Raw genomic sequence first — 21,228 nt, forward strand, 5'->3', positions numbered from 1 at the left:
TATCCCAGCCTGCGGGCCGCCCGGGTCCCGGGGGCGGGCGCCATTCAGCCGGGGTTGCTGGCGCTCGGGCCGGGCCTCAGGCCTGGCAACAACTTGGCGTCCAGCATAGCTTGTTGCCGTTACAAAACGTTACCTTCGTGATACGTCTGGTGACCATCGCTGACAGCAAAGCGACTGACGCGGGGCAGGTGGGGCGCCGAGCATGGAGTCTCCTCCGCTCCGCGTGCCGTTCCCATGTCGCTCGCCGCCCCCTGCCTGCTGAACCCGTCCCGCCGCTGCCGCTGCGGAGGTGCCCGATGAGCGGCGTGGTCGGGGCCTGGTTGCCGCCCGCCGAGGACGAACATCTGCTGCAGCAGCTGGCGCCGATGCTGCGCGCCCTGCAGCAGCGTGGCCGGGGCCGCATCGGTTACTGGACCGACGCCGAGGCCGGCCTCGCGCTGGGCCATTGCCGGGCGCCGACCGATACCCCGCTGCAGCCGCTGAGCTCGGACTGCGGCCGTTACGTGTTGTGCCTGGACGGCCGCCTGTACAACCGCGCCGACCTGCAGGCGCAGCTGCGCGAGCTGCCACGCAGCTGCAGTGACGCCCGGCTGCTGCTGCAGGCGATCGTTGAATGGGGCGTAGAGCGGGCGCTGTCGCGTATCGAAGGCGCGTTCGGTTTCAGTGTTTGGGACCGCGAATCGCGTGAGTTGTGGCTGGCGCGTGATCCGGTTGGCGAGCGGCCGCTGTATTACGGCTGGTTCCAGGGCCAGTTCCTGTTCGCCTCGGAAATGAAGGCGCTGCAGGCCTTCGCCGGCTTCGCGCCGAGCATCGACCAGGATGCGCTGAGCCTGCTGCTGCGCCACGACTATGTGCCGGCGCCGCACACCATCTACCGCGGCATCCACAAGCTGGTGGCCGGCGCGGTGCTGCGCGTCGATCTGGATGACCACGCTGCCGGCGGTTCCAGCCAGGCGGCGGAAGGGGGCGCGCGCTACTGGTGCGCACGCGATGCGATGCAGAGTGCGCTGCAGGAACCCCTGCAGCCGGCGCCCAGCCTGGAACAGGCCACCGACCAGCTGGAAGTGGTGTTGCAGAAGGCGATCGCGGCACGCATGCATTCGCCGCTGGCCTGCGGTGCGTTCCTGTCCGGCGGCACCGACTCGTCGCTGGTGACCGCGATGATGCAGGCGCAGTCGACGCTGCCGATCGAGGCCTGGACGGTCGGCTTCGACGATCCCGGCCACGACGAGAGCGATTGGGCCTCGCAGGTCGCGCGGCATCTGGGCGTGCAACACCATCTGCACCGGATGGATGCGCGCCAGGGCCTGGACCTGCTGCAGCGCCTGCCGCAGGTCTGGTGCGAACCGTTCGCCGACGCCTCGCAGCTGCCGACCCTGCTGGCCAGCGAACTGCTGGGCGCGCGCAAGCCGGTGGCGCTGACCGGTGACGGTGGCGATGAACTGTTCTTCGGTCATCCCAGCTATGGCCGCGCACTGCGCAATGCACGCCTGTGCGGTGGCTTGCCGGACTGGGTGCGTGATCTGGCGCGGCGCAGTGGCAACCGCATGAACGTCGAGCGTGGCCGCCTGGGCGGTTGGCGTGCGCTGGTGGCCGAGGTTGCCGCCAACGATGTGGAAGGGCATTACCTGCAGCGTGTCACCCGCTGGCGGCAGCCGGCGCAGGTGGTGCTGGGCGCACGTGAGCCGATGACGATCTTCCAGCAGCAGGACACCGCGCTGCCGGCCGAGGCGCGCATCCAGCTGTTGGATTTCCGCATGGATCTGGCCGAGGGCATCCTCGCCAAGGTCGATCGTGCGGGCATGGCGGCGGGCGTGGAGACGCGTGCGCCGTTGCTGGACATGGAAGTGGTGCGCCTGGCCTGGCGCCTGCCGCAGCACCTGAAGTACCACGATGGTGAGCACAAGCGGATCCTCAAGCACCTGCTGGCGCGCTACCTGCCGGAACCGCTGGTGTACCGCCCCAAGCGCGGTTTCGGTCCGCCGATGGCGCGTTGGCTGGCGGGCCCGCTGCGCGATTGGGCGGAGGCGCTGTTGGATCCGCAGCTGCTGCGCAACCAGGGGTGTTTCGATGTTGCGCGCGTGCGCGGTATCTGGGAGGCGTTCCTGCGTGGTGAGCGCAAGTGGCACACGCACCTGTGGAACGTGCTGATGTTCCAGGCGTGGCACCAGCATTGGCACGGTGGTCGCGGGCGCTGAGCGGTTTCTGCATCGCGTGCGGCGGATTGAATCATCGTGGCGCGGGGCGGAGGCCCTTGCGTACGAATGTCCTCCGGCGCCGGCCGTGGGCCGTCACCTCCCCCTTTACTTCGTACGCAAGGGCCTCCGCCCAGCGTTCGGAGTTCGTCGGCGCCTCGTTGAGACGCTGTCGCGAGCGCTGCGCTCTGCTCACCGCACGCCGAGCCTCGTCGGGGCGGGCAGGGGGCTGGGCAAAGTAAAGGAGGAGGTGACGGCCAACGGCCGGCGCCGGGGGACATTTGCCCAGGCCCCTGCCCACCCCGGCGAGGCCCATCAGTTCGCGGCGATTCCGGACGAAGACGCGCTTCGCGATCCGAACGCCAGGCAAAAAAAGACCCGGCAGAGGGAGGGATCTGCCGGGTCCGGATTGCGTGGGGGGAGGGACCCACGCAATGAGCGTTGCGTCGCGTCAGTGGTTGTTCGCGTCCGCCGTTGATTCGTTGTAGCCCTGCACCAGTTCGGACCAGGCCTTGCTGGCCTGCAGGCTGAGACCGACCACGTCCTGCTGGGCCTGGCCCAGCCGCTGCAGGTTGTCCTGCCACAGCTGCGCACCCTTGGAGAGCGTCCCGGCCGCGTCGTCACTGCGGGCCAGCTCGCCGAGCCAGCCGCCGGTCGCGGTCAGGTTGCGCTCTATCGCCTTCAGCTGCACCCCGAACATGCTTTCCGCGTTCTCCAACGCCAACCGGTTCGCGCGCGTTGCCGCGGCGGCGAGCTGGCGGGTGGCATCACTGAAGCGATCGCTGAAGGCGGCGGCCATGGGGGCATCAGGGAGTGGCTTGATGCATTGCAGCATACGCCGTTGATGTGGCAATGCAACAAAAATAACAAAGGCGCCCAGGGCGCCTTTGAAACACCTTTCAGATCAATGGGTTGATCAGGCTGTTGGGCCGCGGTAACGGCAACCCGAGGTGCAGGTTTCGTGCACGGTGATCTCGCTCAGCGCCGGCAGGCCCGGCTTCAGCTCGTTCCAGATCCACACCGCCAGGTTCTCGCTGGTCGGGTTCTCCAGGCCGGGGATGTCATTGAGGTAGTGATGGTCCAGGCGGTCGTAGATCGGCTGGAAGGCCGCCTTCACGTCGCCGAAATCCATGATCCAGCCGGTCTGCGCACCCGGCTCGCCCTCGACCTTCAGTTCCACCCGGAACGAGTGGCCGTGCAGGCGCGCGCACTTGTGCCCCGGCGGCACGTTGGGGAGGCGGTGCGCCGCCTCGAGCATGAAGACTTTGAAGATTTCCATGGCGCGATTGTACGCCGCAGGTGGCCGGCCAGCCTGAGCGGATGTTGGGCTTTCGTGAAGAAAGTCTTTCCATCCGGATGAAGAGATGATAATTTCTCTTATATCCGTATGAAGAGATGTTATTGGCCGGACCCCGGCCAGGCATGGACTACTGCGGAACTTCGTCGCCCTTACCACCTCCCCCACATCGTCATGCCCAAGCACACCCTGCTCGTGGCGGCCCTGGCCGTCGCTCTGGCCGCGCCTTTGTCCGCCGCCGCCGAAACCTCCGCCGACGCCAGTGGCGAAGCCAGCACCCTGGCCGCCGTGCGCGTCACCGGTTCCAACATCAAGCGCACCGATACCGAGGCCTCCAACCCAGTGCAGGTGATCGGCCGCCAGCAGCTGGAACAGACCGGCAAGGCCACCGTGGCCGATGTGCTGCGCTCGATCTCGGCGAACACCGGCAACGCCAGCAACGAAACCACCAACAACGGCTGGGCCTCCGGCTCGGCCGGCATCGGCCTGCGTGGCCTGTCGCAGAAGAACACGCTGGTGCTCCTCAATGGCCGTCGCCTGGCCAACTACGGCTTCCCGGCCGGTGGCCTGTCCGACACCTTTGTCGATCTCAACGCGCTTCCGCTGGTCGCGGTCGAACGCATCGAAGTGCTCAAGGATGGCGCCTCGGCGGTCTACGGCTCCGACGCCGTGGCCGGTGTGGTCAACATCATCACCCGGCAGAACTTCGAAGGCGCCGAGATCGGCGGCAGCTTCGGCGGCGCCGACCAGGGCGGCCTGCACGAGCAGAACCTGAAGTTCGTCGGCGGCCTGGGTGATCTGGACACCGATGGCTACAACATCCTCTTCAGCCTGCAGGGCTACAACCGCGAACGCCTGGATCAGGACGAACGCAACCTGACAAAGAGCGGCATCTACACCGACAAGCCCGGCGGCCGCTGGAACGGCTGGTCGGCCAAGGGCGCGCGCTATCTGGTCAACGGCGTGTCGGTGCCGATGCTCGATGCCAACGGTAACTGCCCGACCGGTACCACCCGCGTTGCCAGCGCGCCGATCGACGGCCTGGCCGGTGATACCTGCGGCTTCAACCAGGCGCCGTTCACCACGCTGATTCCCTCGACCAAGCGCTACCAGGCCTATGCCAACGGCACCTTCCGCCTGAACGACAATGTCGAAGCCTTCGGCGAAGTGCTGTACAGCCAGATCAAGAGCACCGCGTGGTTTGGCAGCAGCCCGTTCTTCACTCTGGAAAGTGGCCGCTTCGCCTTGAACGCGGACAGTGGCCTGGCCGAGCCGGTGTCGTCGCTGCTGCCGGCCAACAATCCGTACAACCCCTACGGTCGTGCGATTCCGATCGAATACACCTTCTTCGACCTCGGCGGCACGCTCAAGACCAACCGTTCCACCGCCTATCGCGGCGTGTTCGGCCTGCGTGGCACCACCGCGAAGTGGGACTGGGAAGTGGCCGCGTTCGGCGCGCGCAGCAGCGAGCGTGAGAGTGTCTCTGGCGGTTTCGCCAACCGCTGGGCGCTGGCCGATGCGCTGGCCACCGGCAGTTACAACCTGTTGAATCCTGCCGCCACGCCGCAGTCGGTGCGCGACTCGATCAACATCGCCACGCTGCGTCCGGCCGAATCCAAGCTGCAGGGCATCGATGCCAAAATCTCCGGCAGCCTGGGCCACACCTGGGCCGGCGAGATCGGCTTCGCTGCCGGTGCCGAGTGGCGCCGCGAGAAGCTCGACTCCAACAATCCGTGGCAGATCGACGCTGGCCTGCAGGTGCGCCCGGCCATCGCCGAAGTGCACGGCCAGCGCCAGGTCAGTGCGGCCTACGCCGAAGTGAACGTGCCGCTGGCCTCGACGCTGGAGCTGTCCGCCGCCGCGCGCGCCGATCACTACGATGATTTCGGCAATGCGTTCTCGCCGAAGATCGGCCTGCGCTGGCAGCCGCTCGACTTCCTGCTGGTGCGTGCCTCGGCCTCGAAGGGCTTCCGCGCGCCGTCGCTGTCGGAGAACTCCAACAGCACCAGCATCGCCTACGGCAGCGTGGTCGATCCGCGTGACCCGGACGTGCCGGGCTCGCGCCAGAACCCGACCTTCTTCACCGTCGGCAACAACGAACTGAAGCCCGAGCGCACCAAAAGCGTGAACTTCGGCGTGGTGCTGTCGCCGTGGGCCAACACCAACCTGAGCGTGGACTACTACCGCATCCAGCTGGACAACCTGGTCGGCACCAACAACACCCAGACCCTGGTCAACGACAACGTGGCCGGTGCGGTGCAGCGCGATGAGCGCGGCAAGCTGCAGGCGGTCTACAACCGCTACCAGAACCTGAGCGAGCTGAAGACCTCGGGCATCGACGTCGAGCTGCGCCAGCGCATCCCGACCGCTGCGCTGGGCGACTTCACCGTGTCCTCGGCCTACACCCACGTGCGCGACTACCGTCGCCCGACCGTGGTCGGCGGCCCACTGGTGGACTACGCCGGCAGCAACCTGGGCGCAACCCTGCCCAAGGACAAGGCCACCACCACGCTGGACTGGAAGTACGGCGACTTCAACGCAGCCGTGACCTGGTACTACACCAGCAGCTACCGCCAGGAAGCCAGTACCGCCGCCAAGGCCGTGCAGCAGCGTGTCGGCAGCTACAGCCAGTACGACCTGTACCTGGCCTACACCGGCATCGACAAGCTGACCGTGTACGCCAAGGTGCAGAACCTGGCCGACAAGACGCCGCCGTACGACGCCTCGTTCCCGGGCATCCGCGCGCCGTACGACTTCAGCCAGTACGACCTGCGTGGCCGCTACTTCACGCTGGGCTTCGATTACCGCTTCTGATCCATCCGCCGCGGCCGGTCACCTGAAGGGACCGGCCGCGCGACTGTCTGCCGTTGTGTTCCAGGGGAGTCATCGTGTCCTTGCATCGTCGTGCCGTTCTTCCGTTGCTGCTTGCCGCCGCCACCGCACTGTCCTCGCCGCAGCCGGCGCAGGCACAGAGCGCGTACTTCTTCCCGCAGGTGACCGGCGCAGCGGCGTTCGATGCAGCGGTGCCCACGCCGGAGCAGTTCCTCGGCTACCCGATCGGCAGCCGTTACACCCGGCACGACCAGCTGGTGGCGTACTTCCAGGAACTTGCGAAACGCTCAGACAAGATCAGCGTGCGCGAGATCGGCCGCAGCTATGAAGGTCGCCCGCTGCTGATCGCCACCGTCACTGCTGCAGGCAACCACGCGCGGCTGGAACAGATCCGCCAGCAGCACGCGACCCTGGCCGATCCGGCGCAGCCGCGCAGCGCCGTCGGTGACAGCCCGGTGGTGGTGTGGCTGGGCTACAGCGTGCATGGCAACGAGACCTCCAGTGCCGAAGCGGCGATGCTGACGGCGTACTACCTGGTGGCCAACCACAGTGCCGAAACCCAGCAGTGGCTGCAGCAGGCGGTGGTGCTGTTCGACCCAGCGCAGAACCCGGACGGCCGTGATCGTGCCGCCAACTGGCACAACGCGTGGGCCTCCGATCCGGCTTCGGCCGACCCGGCCGACAAGGAACACGTCGAGCCGTTCCCGCAGGGCCGCACCAACCACTACTTCACCGATCTCAACCGCGACTGGCTGGCCCTGACCCAGCAGGACTCGCGGCCGAAGGTGGAGGTGTTCCACCAGTGGTACCCGAACGTGCAGATCGACTTCCACGAGATGGGCAAGGACAGCACCTATTACTTCGAGCCGTCGCCGAAGAGCATGCACAGCCCGCTGATTCCGGCGGCGTCGTACGAATTCAACAAGACTCTGGCCAAGTACCACGCGCAGGCGCTGGATGCGCTGGGCTCGCTGTACTACACCGGCGAGAACTTCGACAACTTCTCGCCGGTGTACGGCTCGACCTATCCTGATTTCCACGGTGCCGTCGGCGTTACCGTCGAGCAGGCCAGCTCGCGCGGCCGCGTGCAGGAATCGGTGAACGGCCTGCTGACGTTCCCGTTCACCATCCGCAACCAGGTGGCTACCGGGCTGGGCACGGTGCGCGGCGCGGTAGCCGAGCGCAGCGGCCTGTTCGACCTGCAGAAGCAGTTCTTCCAGAGCGCACTGAAGCAGGCCGCACAGCAGCCGGTGAAGAGCTTCGTATTCGGCGATGCGCATGACCCCGCATTGACCCGTCGTTTGCTGGAACTGTTGCTGCTGCATCGCATCGAGGTTCGCACGCTGGAGCGTGCAGTCACTGTCGACGGCCAGCGCTTCGATGCCAGCAGCGCCTACGTGGTGCCGGTGCAGCAGGCGCAGTTCCGCCTGGTGCATTCGATCTTTGCCGAGACGCCGCCGATCAAGGGCGATGTGTTCTACGGCAGCACCAGCTACGCGATTGCACCGGCCTACGGCGTGGCCTTCGCCGGTAGCCGCAGCCGCATCGACGGCGGCGCACGCGTGGCGGCGCTGCCGGCGGAGCAGGGCACCGTGCTGGGCGGCCAGGCAGGATTCGCCTACGCGATCGACTGGCGCGACTACAATGCCGGGCGCGCGCTGGCCGCGCTGCAGGGCAAGGGCGTGAATGCACGCGCGGCATTCCAGCCGTTCACCACCGCGACCGCGCAGGGCGAGGTCAGCTTCGCCGCCGGCAGCCTGGTCATTCCGGTCACTGGGCAGTCGCTGCAGGGTGCGGCGTTGCTTGAGGCAGTGACATCCGCCGCACGCGAGGCAGGTGTGCAGGTGCACGCGCTGTCCAGTGGCCGCAGCCGCGAAGGCATCGACCTCGGCAGTGACGGCGTCAAGGCGCTGCGCAAGCCTGCGGTGGCACTCGTGATGGGCGAGGGCGTGGCCGCCACCGAAATCGGATCGGCGTGGTTCCTGTTGGACCAGCAGCTGCGGTTGCCGGCCAGCAAGCTGGATCCGCAGCAGCTGGGCAAAGTGCCGTTGGACCGCTACACCACCATCGTGTTGTCCGGTGGTACCTACACCGGCGTCGATGCAACGGCAGTGGCCGCGCTGAAGCGCTGGGTGCAGGCCGGTGGTTCGCTGGTGACCTACGGCAGTGCCTCGAAGTGGGCAATCGAACAGAAGCTGGCCGACGGCGAGAAGCTTGGCAAGGAAGAAGAAACCGCTGACGAGAGCCGCCGTGCATTCGGCGATCAGCGCGACATCGCAGCGATCGAGCGCGTCAGCGGCAACATCCTCAGCGCTGATGTGGATACCAGCCATCCGCTGGCATTCGGTGTGCCGCGCCGGCAGCTGGCGATCAACAAGGAGAACACGGTAACGCTGCAGCCGAGCACGAACCCGTTCTCGACGGTGGTGCGCATCGACACGCCGCCGCGGGTGAATGGCTATCTGTCCGAGCGCAATCGCACGCGGGTGGCGGGTAGTGCGTGGCTGCTGGTGTCGGCGCAGGGGCAGGGCAACGTGGTGCTGTTTGCCGATGACCCGGCACACCGCAAGTACTGGCACGGAACGGACCGACTGCTGATCAACGCGATCTTCTTCGGCAATCTGGTGAATCCGGGTAAAGCGCGGGGTTGAGGTGTTTGGCGCCGAGTTTCTGTTGTGCTTGGGAGGCAGGGGGCCTCAGCCAGGACACGCCGTAAACCCATCCATGGGGGCTCGATGGCGCCATCCTTGGCGCCAACGGCCCTGGCTGAGGCCCCCTGCCTCCCATGACAGTTTCCTGCGGGCGCGGACGCATCAGACCCCAAGGCGGGAGCAAGGGCAAATACAAAAGCAAAAGCAAAAGCAAAAGCGAAGCCAGGAATTGCGACTTCGGCTTTTGCCTTTGAATTTGAATTTGAATTTGAATTTGATCTTTCTTCTCCCGGCTACCCGGCGGGACAAGAAGGCGCAGGTAATGCTTGAAGCGGATGGGTATGGGGGCAGCGCAGAACCGTTGGCGCCATGGATGGCGCCATCGAGCTTACATGGACGTATTTACAGCGTGTTCTGCGCTGCCCCCATGCCCATTCGCCCTCGGTACTGCCACCGCGTGCTTTATCACCCGGTAGCCCGCAACAAAAAAGGACGGCGCGTCAGCGCCGTCCCTCGATAGCCCCCGCGCAGCGGGAAGCACGCTCCATGTCGGCTGGGATCAGCCAGCGCGACCACCGCCGCCACCCTGGCCACGACCACGGCCGCCACCATTGCCACCACCGCCACGGCGCTGGCCCTGGCCGGCACCTGCACGCTGCTGGCCATTGCCACCGCCTTCGCGGCGGCCACCGCCGGCCTTCTTCGGGCCTGCGTGCGCGTGGCGCGGCGCATCACCGTGCGGACGGCGCGCATGGCTCTTGCGCGGTGCGCGCTCGCCGGTATCGTGCTCGGCCTTGCCCGGCGCACTGTTGCCCCAGCGGATCGGCACCTGCAGCTCGAAGCCCGGTACATCGCGGATGTCCATGTCGCGGCCCAGCAGGCGCACGATCGCACGCAGCAGCTTCACTTCATCCTGTGCCACCAGCGAAATCGCCTGGCCGGTCGCGCCGTTGCGGCCGGTACGGCCGATGCGGTGCACGTAGTCCTCGGCCACCATCGGCAGGTCGAAGTTGATCACCTTCGGCAGCTCGTTGATGTCGATGCCGCGCGCGGCGATATCGGTGGCCACCAGCACGGTCACGCGGCCGGCCTTGAAGTCGCCCAGTGCACGCAGGCGCTGGCCCTGGCTCTTGTTGCCGTGGATCGCCGCGGTCTTGATGCCCGACTTTTCCAGGAACGTGGCCAGCTTGTCGCTGCCGTGCTTGGTGCGGGCGAACACCAGGGTCTGCTCGCGGCTGTCCTGCGCCAGCAGGTGCAGCAGCAGGTCGCGCTTGCGGCCGGCATCGACCGGGTGCACGCGATGGGTGATGGTTTCGGCGACGGTGTTCTTCGGCGTGACCTGGATCTGCTCCGGGTTGCGCATGAATTCCAGCGCCAGCTGGCGGATGTTGTCCTCGAAGGTGGCCGAGAACAGCAGGGTCTGGCGGTTCTGCTTGGGCAGCTTGGCCAGGATGCGCTTGATCGACGGCAGGAAGCCCATGTCGAGCATGCGGTCGGCTTCGTCCAGCACCAGCAGTTCAATGCCGGACAGGTCGATGCTGCGACGCTCGAGGTGGTCGATCAGGCGGCCCGGGCAGGCCACCAGCAGGTCCACGCCACGGCGCAGGATGTCCAGCTGGTTGCCCATGCCGACGCCGCCGTAGATGCAGGCGCTGGGGATGCGCAGGTACTTGCTGTAGCCGCGCAGGCTGTCATGCACCTGGGTGGCCAGTTCGCGGGTCGGGGCCAGGATCAGCGCGCGCGGCTTGCGCGGGCCGCTGCGCACTTCCTGCGAGGCGGTGCCCAGGTGCTGCAGCAGCGGCAGGCCGAAGGCGGCGGTCTTGCCGGTGCCGGTCTGAGCGCCGGCCAGCAGGTCGCGACCGGCCAGCGCGAGCGGGATCGCTTGCTGCTGGATCGGGGTCGGGTTTTCGTAGCCTTGCTCGGCAAGCGCACGCAGCAGGAAGGGCGCCAGGCCCAGCGATTCAAAAGACATTGAGATTGCTCCAAGTACAAGAAACGCCTGTCCGAACGGACAGACGGGGGCAGATCAAACTGATCGGCTGACTCGGAGCGTTCCCGTGAACCGCGCTGCGAGAATTGGGTGCAGCCGGCACGAAGCGCAGGCTGGAATGCGTGACGAACGGCGTCGGAGTGGGGGCGGGCGAAGAGGGCGGACCCTGGTCGCCGGCGGTCCCGGAGGGAAACGGACGGCCGCTGCAGACCCTGCAAGTCTAAACGATGTTTGAGACTTCACGCAAAAAGGCCTGTTCAGGTAGGGGGCTCTCTGCAGGGCTGCGCCCTGCACCCGCAGAGGCCGAAGCAACGTCAACGTCAACGTCAAAAGCCGGTTTCCTGAGGGATGCGGGGTGGGTCCGGTTGCGGGGGGCGCTGCAAGTACCCCTCCGGGGCCCGGCCCAGCCGCTGGCGGCTGTGCGTTCGGGTGCTTGCGAAGCGGTGCTTCGCAAGCAAAGCGCCCTCACCCATGTAAGCTCGGTCGCCGCATCCATGCGGCTCACGCCCCCGCAACCGGACCCACCCCGCCTTCGAGAGTTTTCCGCGATCTGTCGAATCTCATTCGATCAATTTCGATATCTGACGGATTTCGACGATGAATGATGTGGATGTTCGATCCGTCATCGGGAAATTGTCAGGGGTGGGACGGTGTGGGTGGGCAGGACCGTTGGCGCCATGGATGGCGCCATCGAGCCCCCAGGGTGAAGTGACCCCCGGGAGTTGGACACCAGATCCAACCCCGAGGGATACATGAACAAATACGACGCGCGTTTCAAACTGCAGGTCGCCAAAGAGGCCTGCAAGACCTCCACATCGGTCAAAGCCATTGCCCGTCGCCACGGCCTGGAGTTCTCCACGGTCAGGCGCTGGGTGGCGACCTATCGGCTGCATGGTTGGCGGGGATTTCATCGCCAGGCCCGGTCCTATGACCTCCCGTTCAAGCTGGCTGTCCTGGAGAAGATGAGCCAGGACGGCCTGTCCGGGCGGGAGGCCACCACCTACTTTCAAATTGGCGATGCCGGCGCGGTGGGACGATGGCGGCGCCTGTATGCTCAAGGCGGTGCCCAAGCGTTGGCACCCCCTCCGCCGCCGCCCCGAAAGCCGATGAAAAAGACCCGTTCGTCCAAGCCACCTGAGGATATGAGCCGCGATGAGCTGCTCAAGGAAGTCGCCTATCTGCGTGCGGAGACCGACTACCTAAAAAAACTCGATGCCTTGATCCGGGAAGAGCAGGCGGCGCAGGACGCAAAGCGCAAGCCGTCCAAGGATTGAGGCAGGTTCATACGCTGTCGCTTCTGCTCGAAGCAGCTGAGCTGTCACGCAGTACGTTCTATTACCAGAACCATGTCCTGGCCCATCCGGATCAGGATGAGGCAGCCCTGTGCGAGCGCATCCGTGCAATCTACGATCAAAGCCAAGGGCGCTATGGCTATCGCACGGTGACGCTGGAATTAGCCAATCAGGGTCATCGGACCAATCACAAGCGGGTTCAGCGCCTGATGGGGGAGATGGGACTGAAATCGCGGGTGCGTGTGAAGCGCTACCAGGCCTTCAAGGGGGCGGCCAATGTTGTGGTTGGCAATGACCTCAATCGCCAGTTCCATGCCGAGCGCCCCAACCAGAAATGGGTGACTGACGTGACCGAGTTCAAGGTGCAGGGCATGAAGCTGTACCTGTCGCCGATCATGGACCTCTACAACGGCGAAATCGTGGCTTATCAGATCAAGCGTCGGCCCGTATTTGATCTGGTGGGCCAAATGCTGGAGGAGGCCATCAAGAAGCTTTCCCCGGATGAGCGCCCCATGATCCACTCCGACCAGGGCTGGCAGTACCAGCATGAAAACTACCGGCATATGCTGGAAAAGCACTCGTTGAAGCAAAGCATGTCCCGGCGCGGCAACTGCCTGGACAATGCGGCGATGGAGAGCTTCTTTGGGACGCTGAAGTCGGAATTCTTCTACCTGAACAGCTTTGACAGCATCGAGAGTCTGGAAGCTGGGCTGGTGGAATACATCCAGTACTACAACGAAGAACGCATCAAACTGAAACTGAAAGGTCTGAGCCCGATAAAGTACCGGGAGCAGGCCCAATCGGCCGCCTGACCCCGTCCAAGTCTCGGGGGTCACTTCAGGGACGGGTTTACGGCGTGTCCTGCCCACCCACACCGTCCCGCCCAGCTCACAGACAACCCAGAGCCGGCTGTTGCTGTTGACGTTGCCCTGGCTTGAAGCAGGTGCAGGGCTGCAAGCCCTGCCGAACCCCCCACTACGGTAGGGTGGGCCGATGCCGCGCTGCAGCTTGGCGTCGACGCAGATTTGATTACACTTGAAACTTGTTTGCCCACGACTCCGGACACCCACCCATGAAGCTTGGTTCTTTGAAGGAAGGCGGCCGCGACGGCACCCTGATCGTCGTCTCGCGTGACCTGCGCCACGGCGTGCGCGCCACCGGCATTGCCGCCACCCTGCAGCAGGCCCTGGAGGACTGGAGCCACATCGCGCCGCGCCTGAACGCCCTGTACGAATCGCTCAACGCGGGCGACGCCGATGGCGTGTTCGACCTGGACCCGCAGGCGCTGGCCGCGCCGATGCCGCGTGCCTATGAGTTCGTCGATGGCAGCGCCTACCTGCCGCATGTCGAGCGCGTGCGCCGCGCCCGTGGCGCCGAGGTGCCGGAGAGCTTCTACACCGACCCGCTGATGTACCAGGCGACCAGCGCCGGTTTCTACGGTCCGCGCGACGCGGTCAAGGTGGTCAGCGAGGACTATGGCATCGACCTGGAAGCAGAGATCGTGGTGATCACCGACGACGTGCCGATGGCCGCCACCCCGGAACAGGCCGCAGGCCATATCCAGCTGGTCGGCCTGGTCAACGATGTCTCGCTGCGCAACCTGATTCCGGGCGAGCTGGCCAAGGGCTTCGGCTTCCTGCAGTCCAAGCCGCGCTCGGCGCTGTCGCCGGTGTTCGTCACCCCCGACGAGCTGGGCGCCGCGTGGCAGGACAGCAAGGTGCACCTGCCGCTGCTGACCCACATCAACGGCCAGTGGTTCGGCGCGCCGGAAGCCGGCGTGGACATGCAGTTCAACTTCGCCCAGCTGGTCGCGCATGCGGCCAAGACCCGTCCGCTCAGCGCCGGCACCATTGTTGGCTCGGGCACCATCGCCAACGAAGACACCAGCAAGGGTGCCTCGTGCTTCGCCGAGCAGCGCGTGGTGGAGACCCTGCGCGACGGCAAGCCGAGCACGCCGTTCATGTCCTTCGGCGACGTGGTCCGCATCGAGATGCTCGATGCCGCCGGCAACAGCATCTTCGGTGCGATCGAGCAGCGCATCGAACAGGCGACCAGGCCCTGAGCAGAGAGGCGGCGATGGAGATCCCGGTCGACGACGGCATCGTGCTGTACACCTACTGGCGATCCAGCGCCGCCTACCGCGTGCGCATCGGCCTGGAGCTGAAGGGCCTGGCCTGGGAAGCCCGGCCGGTGCACCTGGTGCGCGAAGGTGGCGAGCAGCACCTTGACGCCTATCGCGCGCTCAATCCGCAGCAGCTGGTGCCAACCCTGTTGCATGAAGGGCATGCGCTGACCCAGTCGCTGGCGATCCTGGAGTATCTGGATGAGCGCTTCCCGCAGGTGCCGCTGCTGCCAGCCGATGCTGCCGGCCGTGCGCGGGTGCGTGCGCTGGCCCAGCTGGTGGCCTGCGACATCCACCCGATCAACAACCTGCGGGTGATGCAGTACCTGGAGCGCACCCTGCAGGTGCCGGCCGACGCCCGCACGCAGTGGACCCTGCACTGGATCGCCGAGGGTTTCGCTGCCATGGAGGCAATGTTGGCCAACAGCAGCGCGACGGGCACCTTCTGCCACGGTGACCGTCCCGGCCTGGCCGATATCTGTCTGCTGCCGCAGCTGTACAACGCGCATCGCTTCGGTCTGGACCTGGCGCTGTACCCGACCCTGCGCCGTATCGAAGCTGCCTGCCAGGCACTGGACGCCTTCGACCGCGCACGCCCGGAAAACCAGCCCGACGCCGCCTGAAAGTAGAGGGGACGGAGGGGATTAAGTCGTAAGTGCACAAACGACTTAATCCCCTCCGTCCCCTTTTTGTTGCAATCGGGCCAGATCATCGCGGAACAGCCGATAGGCATCCTCGCGGCGCGCATCGTCGGTCTGCCGCAATACCCATGCCGGGTGCACCGTGGCATAGCCGCGGGTGCCGTCCTCGAGGGTGTGCCAGCGTCCGCGGTCGCGTGAGAGGTCGAACCCACGACCAAACACCGAGGCTGCCGCTGTCGCGCCGAGGCACACGATCACCTGGGGCCGCACGCGCGCGATCTCACCCATCAGCCAAGGGCGGCAGGCCTGGATGTGCCGGCTTTCCGGTCGCTTGTGCAGTCGCACCTTGCCACGCCGTTCATGATGGAAGTGCTTCACGGCGTTGGTGAGGTACAGCCCCGCGCGATCGATTCCCAATTCGGTCAGCGCACGGTCCAGTAGCTGACCGGCAGGACCCATGAACGGCTGTCCGCGCAGATCCTCGGTGTCGCCAGGTTGTTCCCCGATCAGCATCATGCGGGCGTCTGCAGGCCCCTGCCCGAACACGGTCTGCGTGGTCTGCTCCCACAGCGGGCACTGGCGGCAGGTGCTGGCCTGTTCGCGTAGATTCTCCAGACTGCTGGCATCCGCTGCTGGCATCGCAACACCTGCGCGCAGGGGGATCCTGCGCTGCGGCGCCTGCGCGGGACGGTCATGCATTCCCTGCACGCGGTCGGCCGCATCGCGCACCAGGCGTGGCAGCAGCTGGGCCTCCGGCAGGTGGCGCCAGTACTTTGCCGGCATCTCCTGCATCATCATCCGTGTATTGAGTCGCGCCGGATTGAAGATGCTGGCGTAGTAGGTCTGCCACAGTGATTCGCGCGCATCCTCGGCCGGGGCATCCTCGCGCCGTGCGCCGGGGCCGAAGGCAAGCGCCTGCTCATCCCATGCGACGCTGCGCGAAGGCGTGAGGATCGCCCAGCGCATGCCGGTGAAGCGGCGCGCGAAGAAGGGCGCGACCCGGTCGACAATGTGGTGCTGTGGCTCAAACCAGGCGATGAACGCATCAGGCTGGCCAGGCACCTCGCGGAAGCGCACGAATGCCTTCATCTTGTGCGTGTCACGGCGGACGGCCTGGGCGAGCGCCGTTGCGCGCAGGACATCGGCGTCGGCGGGGTTGCTCAGCACCGAACGCTCGCCATGGACGATGCGCCACAGCAGGCGATACAGCAAGGCCAGTCGCTGGGGGTCGTGATGGCACAGGCAGGTGGCCGCCAGTTCCAGGAAATCGCGGGGCACGTTGGGTGCACTGGCATCGGCCAGCATCGGCGCCCGCTGCACGGCCGGCGCATCCAGCAACGACGTTTCGCTCCCTTCCAGCCAGTCCAGCTGAGGAGGGGCCACGCCTCGCAGCAACGCTTCGCGCGCAGCATCGCGCCAGGCCTGCAGCGACCACTGCGGGTCCACCCGCAGCGACCAGCGCTGCGCGTCAGGCGGCGGGCGGTGCATCAAACAGCGATCCCTGACGAGGCGGTGGGGCCAACTGCGCGCGCAGCGCCGCCGGATCGTCCAGCGATTTGCGTGGATGGTGGTCAGCCAGCTGCACAAACGGAAGCAGTTTGCTCATCGGTGCCTTCAGGCGTGCTACATCGGCAACCCGCAGGCGACCGTGGCGGCGTGTCATCAGCACCCGTTTCACGTTGCGCACGCCCAGCCCGGGTACGCGAAGCAGCATTTCCTTCGGCGCGCGGTTGAGATCCACAGGAAAGCGCTCGGGGTGACGGATCGCCCAAGCCATTTTCGGGTCGATATCCAGGTCGAGCATGCCGTCCTGGGTGGTATCGGTAATCTCATCCACGCCGTACCCGTAGAAGCGCAGCAACCAGTCGGCCTGGTAGAGGCGATGTTCGCGCTGCAGCGGAGGCGGTTGCAGTGGCAGCTGCCGGCTGGCGTCCGGAATCGGGCTGAACGCGGAGTAGTACACCCGGCGCATGCGGTAGTTGCCGTACAGCGCATCGGCGCTGGCCAGGATCTGTTGGTCGTTGGCCCCGTCCGCGCCGACGATCATCTGCGTGCTCTGCCCGGCGGGTGCGAAACGGGGAGGGCGTGGACTGCGGCTGGCCCTCGGTGCCATCGCTGCGGGGGCTTTGCGCGCCTCCTTGGCTTCCTCGATGCGCCAGCGTAGTTCGCCCATCGCGCCGCGTATCGAATGCACCGTCTTCTCCGGCGCCAAGGCGCTCAGGCCGGCTTCGGTCGGCAGTTCCACGTTGATCGACAGGCGGTCGGCATAGCGCCCGGCGCTGGCCAGCAGCTCCGGCGAGGCCTCGGGAATGGTCTTGAGGTGGATGTAGCCGGCGTAGCGGTGTTCTTCGCGCAGTTGCCGGGCCACCTCCACCATCTGTTCCATGGTGTAGTCCGCATTGCGGATGATGCCGCTGGACAGGAACAGCCCCTCGATGTAGTTGCGCTTGTAGAAGTCCAGGGTGAGTGCGACCACCTCGTCCACGCTGAAACGCGCACGGGCTACGTTGCTGGAGACCCGGTTCACGCAGTAGGCGCAGTCGTAGACGCAGAAGTTGGTCAGCAGGATCTTCAGCAATGAAACGCAGCGGCCATCGGGTGTATAGCTGTGGCAGATGCCCATACCCTCAGTGCTGCCGATGCCGCCACTGACGCGCGAATCGCGCTTGCCCGAGCCGCTGGAGGCGCAGGAGGCATCGTACTTGGCGGCATCGGCCAGAATGGCCAGCTTGCGGATGGTTTCCATTGAGGAAACCTACGGATGAGGGGTCTCATTGGATGAGACCGCCCCTGAATTCTTCAGGAAAAGGGGACGGAGGGGATTAAGTCGTAAATGCACTTACGACTTAATCCCCTCCGTCCCCTTTTTCGTGCGGTCAGAAGCCGTGGGTGATGCTTGGCTGCCCGGCCGAGAAATCCGCGTACGGGTCGTGCTCGCCACTGCTGCCTTCGGACAGGCGGAACTTCAGAGCCAGGCCATCGCGCGAGTCGGCCGCGCGCAGCGCTTCCTCCTGCTCGATGATGCCGGCCTTGGCCAGACGGAACAGGCACTGGTCGAAACTCTCCATGCCTTCCTCCAGCGAGCCTTCCATCGCCGCCTTGATCTCGTGCACCTGGCCGCGACGCAGCAGGTCACGGATCATCGGCGTGTTGATCAGCACCTCGGTGGCCGGCAGGCGACGGCCCTCCTTGTTCTTCACCAGGCGCTGGCTGATCACCGCACGCAGGTTCAGCGCCAGGTTCATCAGCACGTTCTTGTGCGCGCTTTCCGGGAAGAAGTTGAGGATGCGCTCGATGGTCTGGTCGGCGTTGTTGGAGTGCAGGGTGGCCAGGCACAGGTGGCCGGTTTCGGCGAAGGCGATCGCCGCCTCCATCGTTTCCGCATCCAGGATCTCGCCGATCAGGATCACGTCCGGCGCTTCACGCATCGCGTTCTTCAGCGCGTTGTGGAAGGTATGGGTGTCCAGCCCGACCTCGCGCTGGTTGACGATCGACATCTTGTGCTTGTGCAGGTACTCGATCGGGTCCTCGATGGTGAGGATGTGACCGGTGGTGGTGCTGTTGCGGTGGTCGATCATCGACGCCAGCGAGGTGGACTTGCCGGAACCGGTGGACCCCACCACCAGCACCAGCCCGCGCGGGGTCATGATGACGTCCTTCAGCACCTGCGGCAGGTTCAGCTCCTCGATGCTCGGGATGCGGCTGCGGATGGCGCGGATGACCATGCCCACTTCGCCGCGCTGCTTGAACACGTTGACGCGGAAGCGCCCGGCATCGGGCAGGGCGATGGCCATGTTGAGCTCCAGCTCGCGCTCGAACTGCGGCACCTGGCCTTCGTCCATCAGCGAGTAGGCGATCTTCTTGACCATGCCCGGCGGCAGGCCGGTGTTGCCCAGCGGATAAAGCTTCCCCTCGATCTTGATGTAGACCGGTGCTCCGGTGGTCAGGAACATGTCCGAAGCGTTCTTTTCGGTCATCAGCTTCAGGAAGTAGCCGATATCCATTGCGAATTTTCCCCAACGAAACGGCCGACGCCCGTTGCCAGCACGGTGTCGGCTTGACGACAATGGCCGTGAACCGACAACCGGTACGGCCTCCCCAATGAAACGACTTAGCTTCGCACGAATGCGCCATGGCCTGTATGTGATGGCGTTTGCATTCGCACTGTCTGCCCCCGCCTGGGCGCAGGACGGCGCACTGGAACTGGCCCAGGCCCGGCAGGCGGTCGACAAGGCCACCCAGGCCGACGCCGACCAGTACGCCCCGGACCTGATCGGGCTGGCCCGGCAGGGGCTGGAACAGGCCCAGCGTGCTGCCGGCGACCGCCGCGAGCGCAAGAACGCCCCGGCGATCGCCCTGCGCGCCGCTGCCGATGCCGACCTGGCCCGCGCCCGCAGCGAGGAAGCCACCGTCACCGCGCAGCTGCAGCTGCGCCGCAACGAGGTCAACCAGCTGCAACGCCAGCTGTCCACCGGGGAGGACCGCCGGTGAAGCCGATGACTGCCGCAACCCTGGCTGCGCTGCTGGCGCTGCCGACCCTGGCCCTGGCCGCCGACAACCCGATGGTGGCGCAACTGAGCCAGCGTCTGATGGCCATCCAGGCCAATCCCGACACGGCTGAGCTGGGCGCCTTCGAGCGCATGCAGGCCCAGCAGGCCATCGCCACCCTGGACAAGGCCAAGCGCCGCGACCAGGAGCTGGCCACCTACCTGGCCGAGCGCCGGGTGGAGATTGCCGAGACTGCCGTGCGTGCCGCATTGGCCGCGCGTGAGGTCGATCGCCTCGAGCGCACCCGCAGTGATCTGCTGATCGAGGCCAGCCGCCGCGATGCCGCCCGTGCCCGCCAGGAGGCCGAGCAGCTGCGCATGCAGGCGCAGATGCAGGCCGAGGAGGCTGAGCGCCTGCGCCAGGCCGCCGAGGCCGAGACCCTGGCCCGCCAGGATGCCGAGAATGCTCTGACCAGCGTGGCCGGCAAGCAGCAGCAGCGCCTCAGCGCCGCCCAGCAGAACGCCGCCAAGCTGGCCCGCGAGGAAGCCGAGCTGGTGTCCGGGCAGAAGCTGCCGGGCTCGAAGTTCGATGGCCGTGGCGAGGTCTTCACCTTCAGTGGTGACGCATTCGCCGCCGGCGCCTCCAGCCTGTCCGGTGGCGCCCGCAACCAGGCCAAGGCACTGGCCGAGTACCTGAACATCGGCAAGAAGGGCCGCCTGCGCATCGAGGCCTACGACAGTGCCAACGGCGTCGGCCAGAAACGCGCCGAAGCGCTGCGCGATGCCCTGGTCGCGGCCGGTGTCGCCAGCAACCGGATCCAGCTCAGCGGCAAGAAGGCGGCGTCCACCCGGGCACGCTCGGCCGAGGTCATCATCGCCCCGTAATTGCTTGATATTGTTTGTTTTTCGTTGCGATGAGCATTCAGCCTGAACCCCGCCCCGGCGGGGTTCGGTCTTTTTGACGCAGGGGTCTTGTACCCCGCCTTGAGCAGGCGTAGGGTCAATCGTCCGGGACGCAATGCCGCGGACCGGACGATAGGAGGGCCGGGCCGATGCAAACAGGGCGCGAACCGCAGCAGATCGACGTGCGCAGGCCAGTGCCGCAGGTCGTTGCAGGCGTCCAGGTGGGCATCGACCGGCGCTCCTCCATGAACAACGCCCCGTGCCTTGCGGCCGGGGCGTTCGTGTATCTGTCGAAGGAGGTCCATCATGTTTGAAGATCAGCCCCAGAGCGAGATCGACGCCCGTCGCGCGCGTGATCCGGAGTTCAGGGCACTCCATGACCAGCACCGCAAGTTGAACAAGAAGTGCATGGACGCGGAGTTGGGTGTACTCCCGATCGATGATGTCACCCTGGGTCGCATGAAGCGCGAGAAGCTGCTGGCCAAGCAACGACTTCTGCGAATGTACGAAACACCGCTCCCAATGACGTCCCCCACGCTTTGACGCACCCCGTCACGCCCGGAACGGCGTGACCCGGCCATCGATGGCCCCGCCGGGCGCTCCTGCCCCGGCATCGCGGCACCGCCGATGAGGCGGCCGCGCCAAGGCACCACAGGCCGTGGTGCCTTGGCCTGCAGGCACAGCTCACCGATGCGGGCGGTACCGGTCTCCTCGTCGATCCGGGGCTGTCCGCATCTCTTTTTACGGTGGACGGGCTGCGGCCCTGCCGACCTGACTTTCATCGCCATCCGTCGGATAATCATCGGTCCGGCCCTGTG

General features: G+C 66.0%; 15 protein-coding genes. 9 read left to right on the top strand and 6 right to left on the bottom strand.

All coding sequences use genetic code 11. The features are described 5' to 3' along the window. Positions 1-296 precede the first annotated feature (296 nt). Entirely contained in the window at positions 297-2,198 is a 1,902-nt protein-coding gene (gene asnB / locus ACZK3J_RS02525) for an asparagine synthase (glutamine-hydrolyzing) (protein WP_423163258.1), read from the top strand. Between the two features lie 448 nt (positions 2,199-2,646). On the opposite strand, the gene ACZK3J_RS02530 is transcribed toward asnB, so the two are convergent. After that, on the bottom strand, positions 2,647-2,994 hold the full coding sequence (locus tag ACZK3J_RS02530) for a phasin family protein (protein ID WP_478476389.1): 348 nt from the start codon (positions 2,992-2,994) through the stop codon (positions 2,647-2,649). A gap of 117 nt (positions 2,995-3,111) precedes the next feature. Further along, the gene (gene queD / locus ACZK3J_RS02535; RefSeq protein ID WP_014645831.1) at positions 3,112-3,474 is read right to left on the bottom strand and encodes a 6-carboxytetrahydropterin synthase QueD; all 363 of its coding nucleotides are present in this window, start codon (positions 3,472-3,474) and stop codon (positions 3,112-3,114) included. 192 nt (positions 3,475-3,666) lie between these two features. On the opposite strand from queD, the gene ACZK3J_RS02540 reads away from it, so the two are divergent. Continuing rightward, the gene (locus ACZK3J_RS02540; RefSeq protein ID WP_478476390.1) at positions 3,667-6,306 is read left to right on the top strand and encodes a TonB-dependent receptor plug domain-containing protein; all 2,640 of its coding nucleotides are present in this window, start codon (positions 3,667-3,669) and stop codon (positions 6,304-6,306) included. A 74-nt stretch (positions 6,307-6,380) separates the two neighbouring features. Further along, positions 6,381-8,975, top strand: a complete 2,595-nt coding sequence (locus ACZK3J_RS02545) for a M14 family zinc carboxypeptidase (RefSeq protein ID WP_478476391.1) — start codon at positions 6,381-6,383, stop codon at positions 8,973-8,975. A 559-nt stretch (positions 8,976-9,534) separates the two neighbouring features. Here ACZK3J_RS02545 and ACZK3J_RS02550 read toward each other — a convergent pair. Then, positions 9,535-10,947 (bottom strand): DEAD/DEAH box helicase, encoded by a 1,413-nt coding sequence (locus ACZK3J_RS02550; protein WP_012479049.1) that lies wholly within the window; start codon positions 10,945-10,947, stop codon positions 9,535-9,537. A 770-nt stretch (positions 10,948-11,717) separates the two neighbouring features. Here ACZK3J_RS02550 and ACZK3J_RS02555 point away from each other — a divergent pair. The 3 genes from ACZK3J_RS02555 (at position 11,718) to maiA (ending at position 15,002) form a co-directional block, all read left to right on the top strand. Further along, positions 11,718-13,069, top strand: a protein-coding gene (locus ACZK3J_RS02555) for an IS3-like element ISStma2 family transposase (RefSeq protein WP_329916253.1) whose coding sequence is annotated in 2 segments (ribosomal slippage) — positions 11,718-12,165 and positions 12,165-13,069 — 1,353 coding nt in all. Because the reading frame shifts where the segments join, the coding sequence is not laid out codon by codon here. A 260-nt stretch (positions 13,070-13,329) separates the two neighbouring features. Continuing rightward, on the top strand, positions 13,330-14,319 hold the full coding sequence (locus tag ACZK3J_RS02560; RefSeq protein WP_032127967.1) for a fumarylacetoacetate hydrolase family protein: 990 nt from the start codon (positions 13,330-13,332) through the stop codon (positions 14,317-14,319). A gap of 14 nt (positions 14,320-14,333) precedes the next feature. Further along, complete coding sequence (maiA, locus tag ACZK3J_RS02565) at positions 14,334-15,002, top strand: maleylacetoacetate isomerase (protein WP_100437811.1); 669 nt, start codon at positions 14,334-14,336, stop codon at positions 15,000-15,002. Positions 15,003-15,047: 45 nt separating this feature from the next. On the opposite strand, the gene ACZK3J_RS02570 is transcribed toward maiA, so the two are convergent. From ACZK3J_RS02570 to ACZK3J_RS02580, 3 genes are all read right to left on the bottom strand, one after another. Next, positions 15,048-16,508, bottom strand: a complete 1,461-nt coding sequence (locus ACZK3J_RS02570; protein WP_478476392.1) for a UdgX family uracil-DNA binding protein — start codon at positions 16,506-16,508, stop codon at positions 15,048-15,050. After that, complete coding sequence (locus ACZK3J_RS02575) at positions 16,489-17,766, bottom strand: putative DNA modification/repair radical SAM protein (protein WP_134951925.1); 1,278 nt, start codon at positions 17,764-17,766, stop codon at positions 16,489-16,491. Before ACZK3J_RS02575 ends, ACZK3J_RS02570 begins: the two co-directional genes overlap by 20 nt. 130 nt (positions 17,767-17,896) lie before the next feature. After that, positions 17,897-19,024: a PilT/PilU family type 4a pilus ATPase gene (locus ACZK3J_RS02580; protein WP_478476393.1), complete on the bottom strand. Its 1,128-nt coding sequence runs from the start codon at positions 19,022-19,024 to the stop codon at positions 17,897-17,899. A 121-nt stretch (positions 19,025-19,145) separates the two neighbouring features. Between ACZK3J_RS02580 and ACZK3J_RS02585 the strand changes: the two genes are divergently transcribed. The 3 genes from ACZK3J_RS02585 to ACZK3J_RS02595 all read left to right on the top strand — a co-directional run bounded on the left by ACZK3J_RS02585 (position 19,146) and on the right by ACZK3J_RS02595 (position 20,953). Further along, a complete protein-coding gene (locus ACZK3J_RS02585) occupies positions 19,146-19,511 on the top strand; it encodes a DUF4398 domain-containing protein (RefSeq protein ID WP_049398394.1) in 366 nt (121 codons plus the stop codon). Continuing rightward, complete coding sequence (locus tag ACZK3J_RS02590; protein ID WP_423163253.1) at positions 19,508-20,392, top strand: OmpA family protein; 885 nt, start codon at positions 19,508-19,510, stop codon at positions 20,390-20,392. The genes ACZK3J_RS02585 and ACZK3J_RS02590 overlap by 4 nt, the downstream gene beginning before the upstream one ends. A gap of 324 nt (positions 20,393-20,716) precedes the next feature. After that, entirely contained in the window at positions 20,717-20,953 is a 237-nt protein-coding gene (locus ACZK3J_RS02595; RefSeq protein WP_004154075.1) for an HP1242/YdcH family protein, read from the top strand. The last annotated feature ends 275 nt before the right edge of the window (positions 20,954-21,228 follow it).

This window comes from Stenotrophomonas sp. 86428_Sma, from assembly GCF_056481585.1.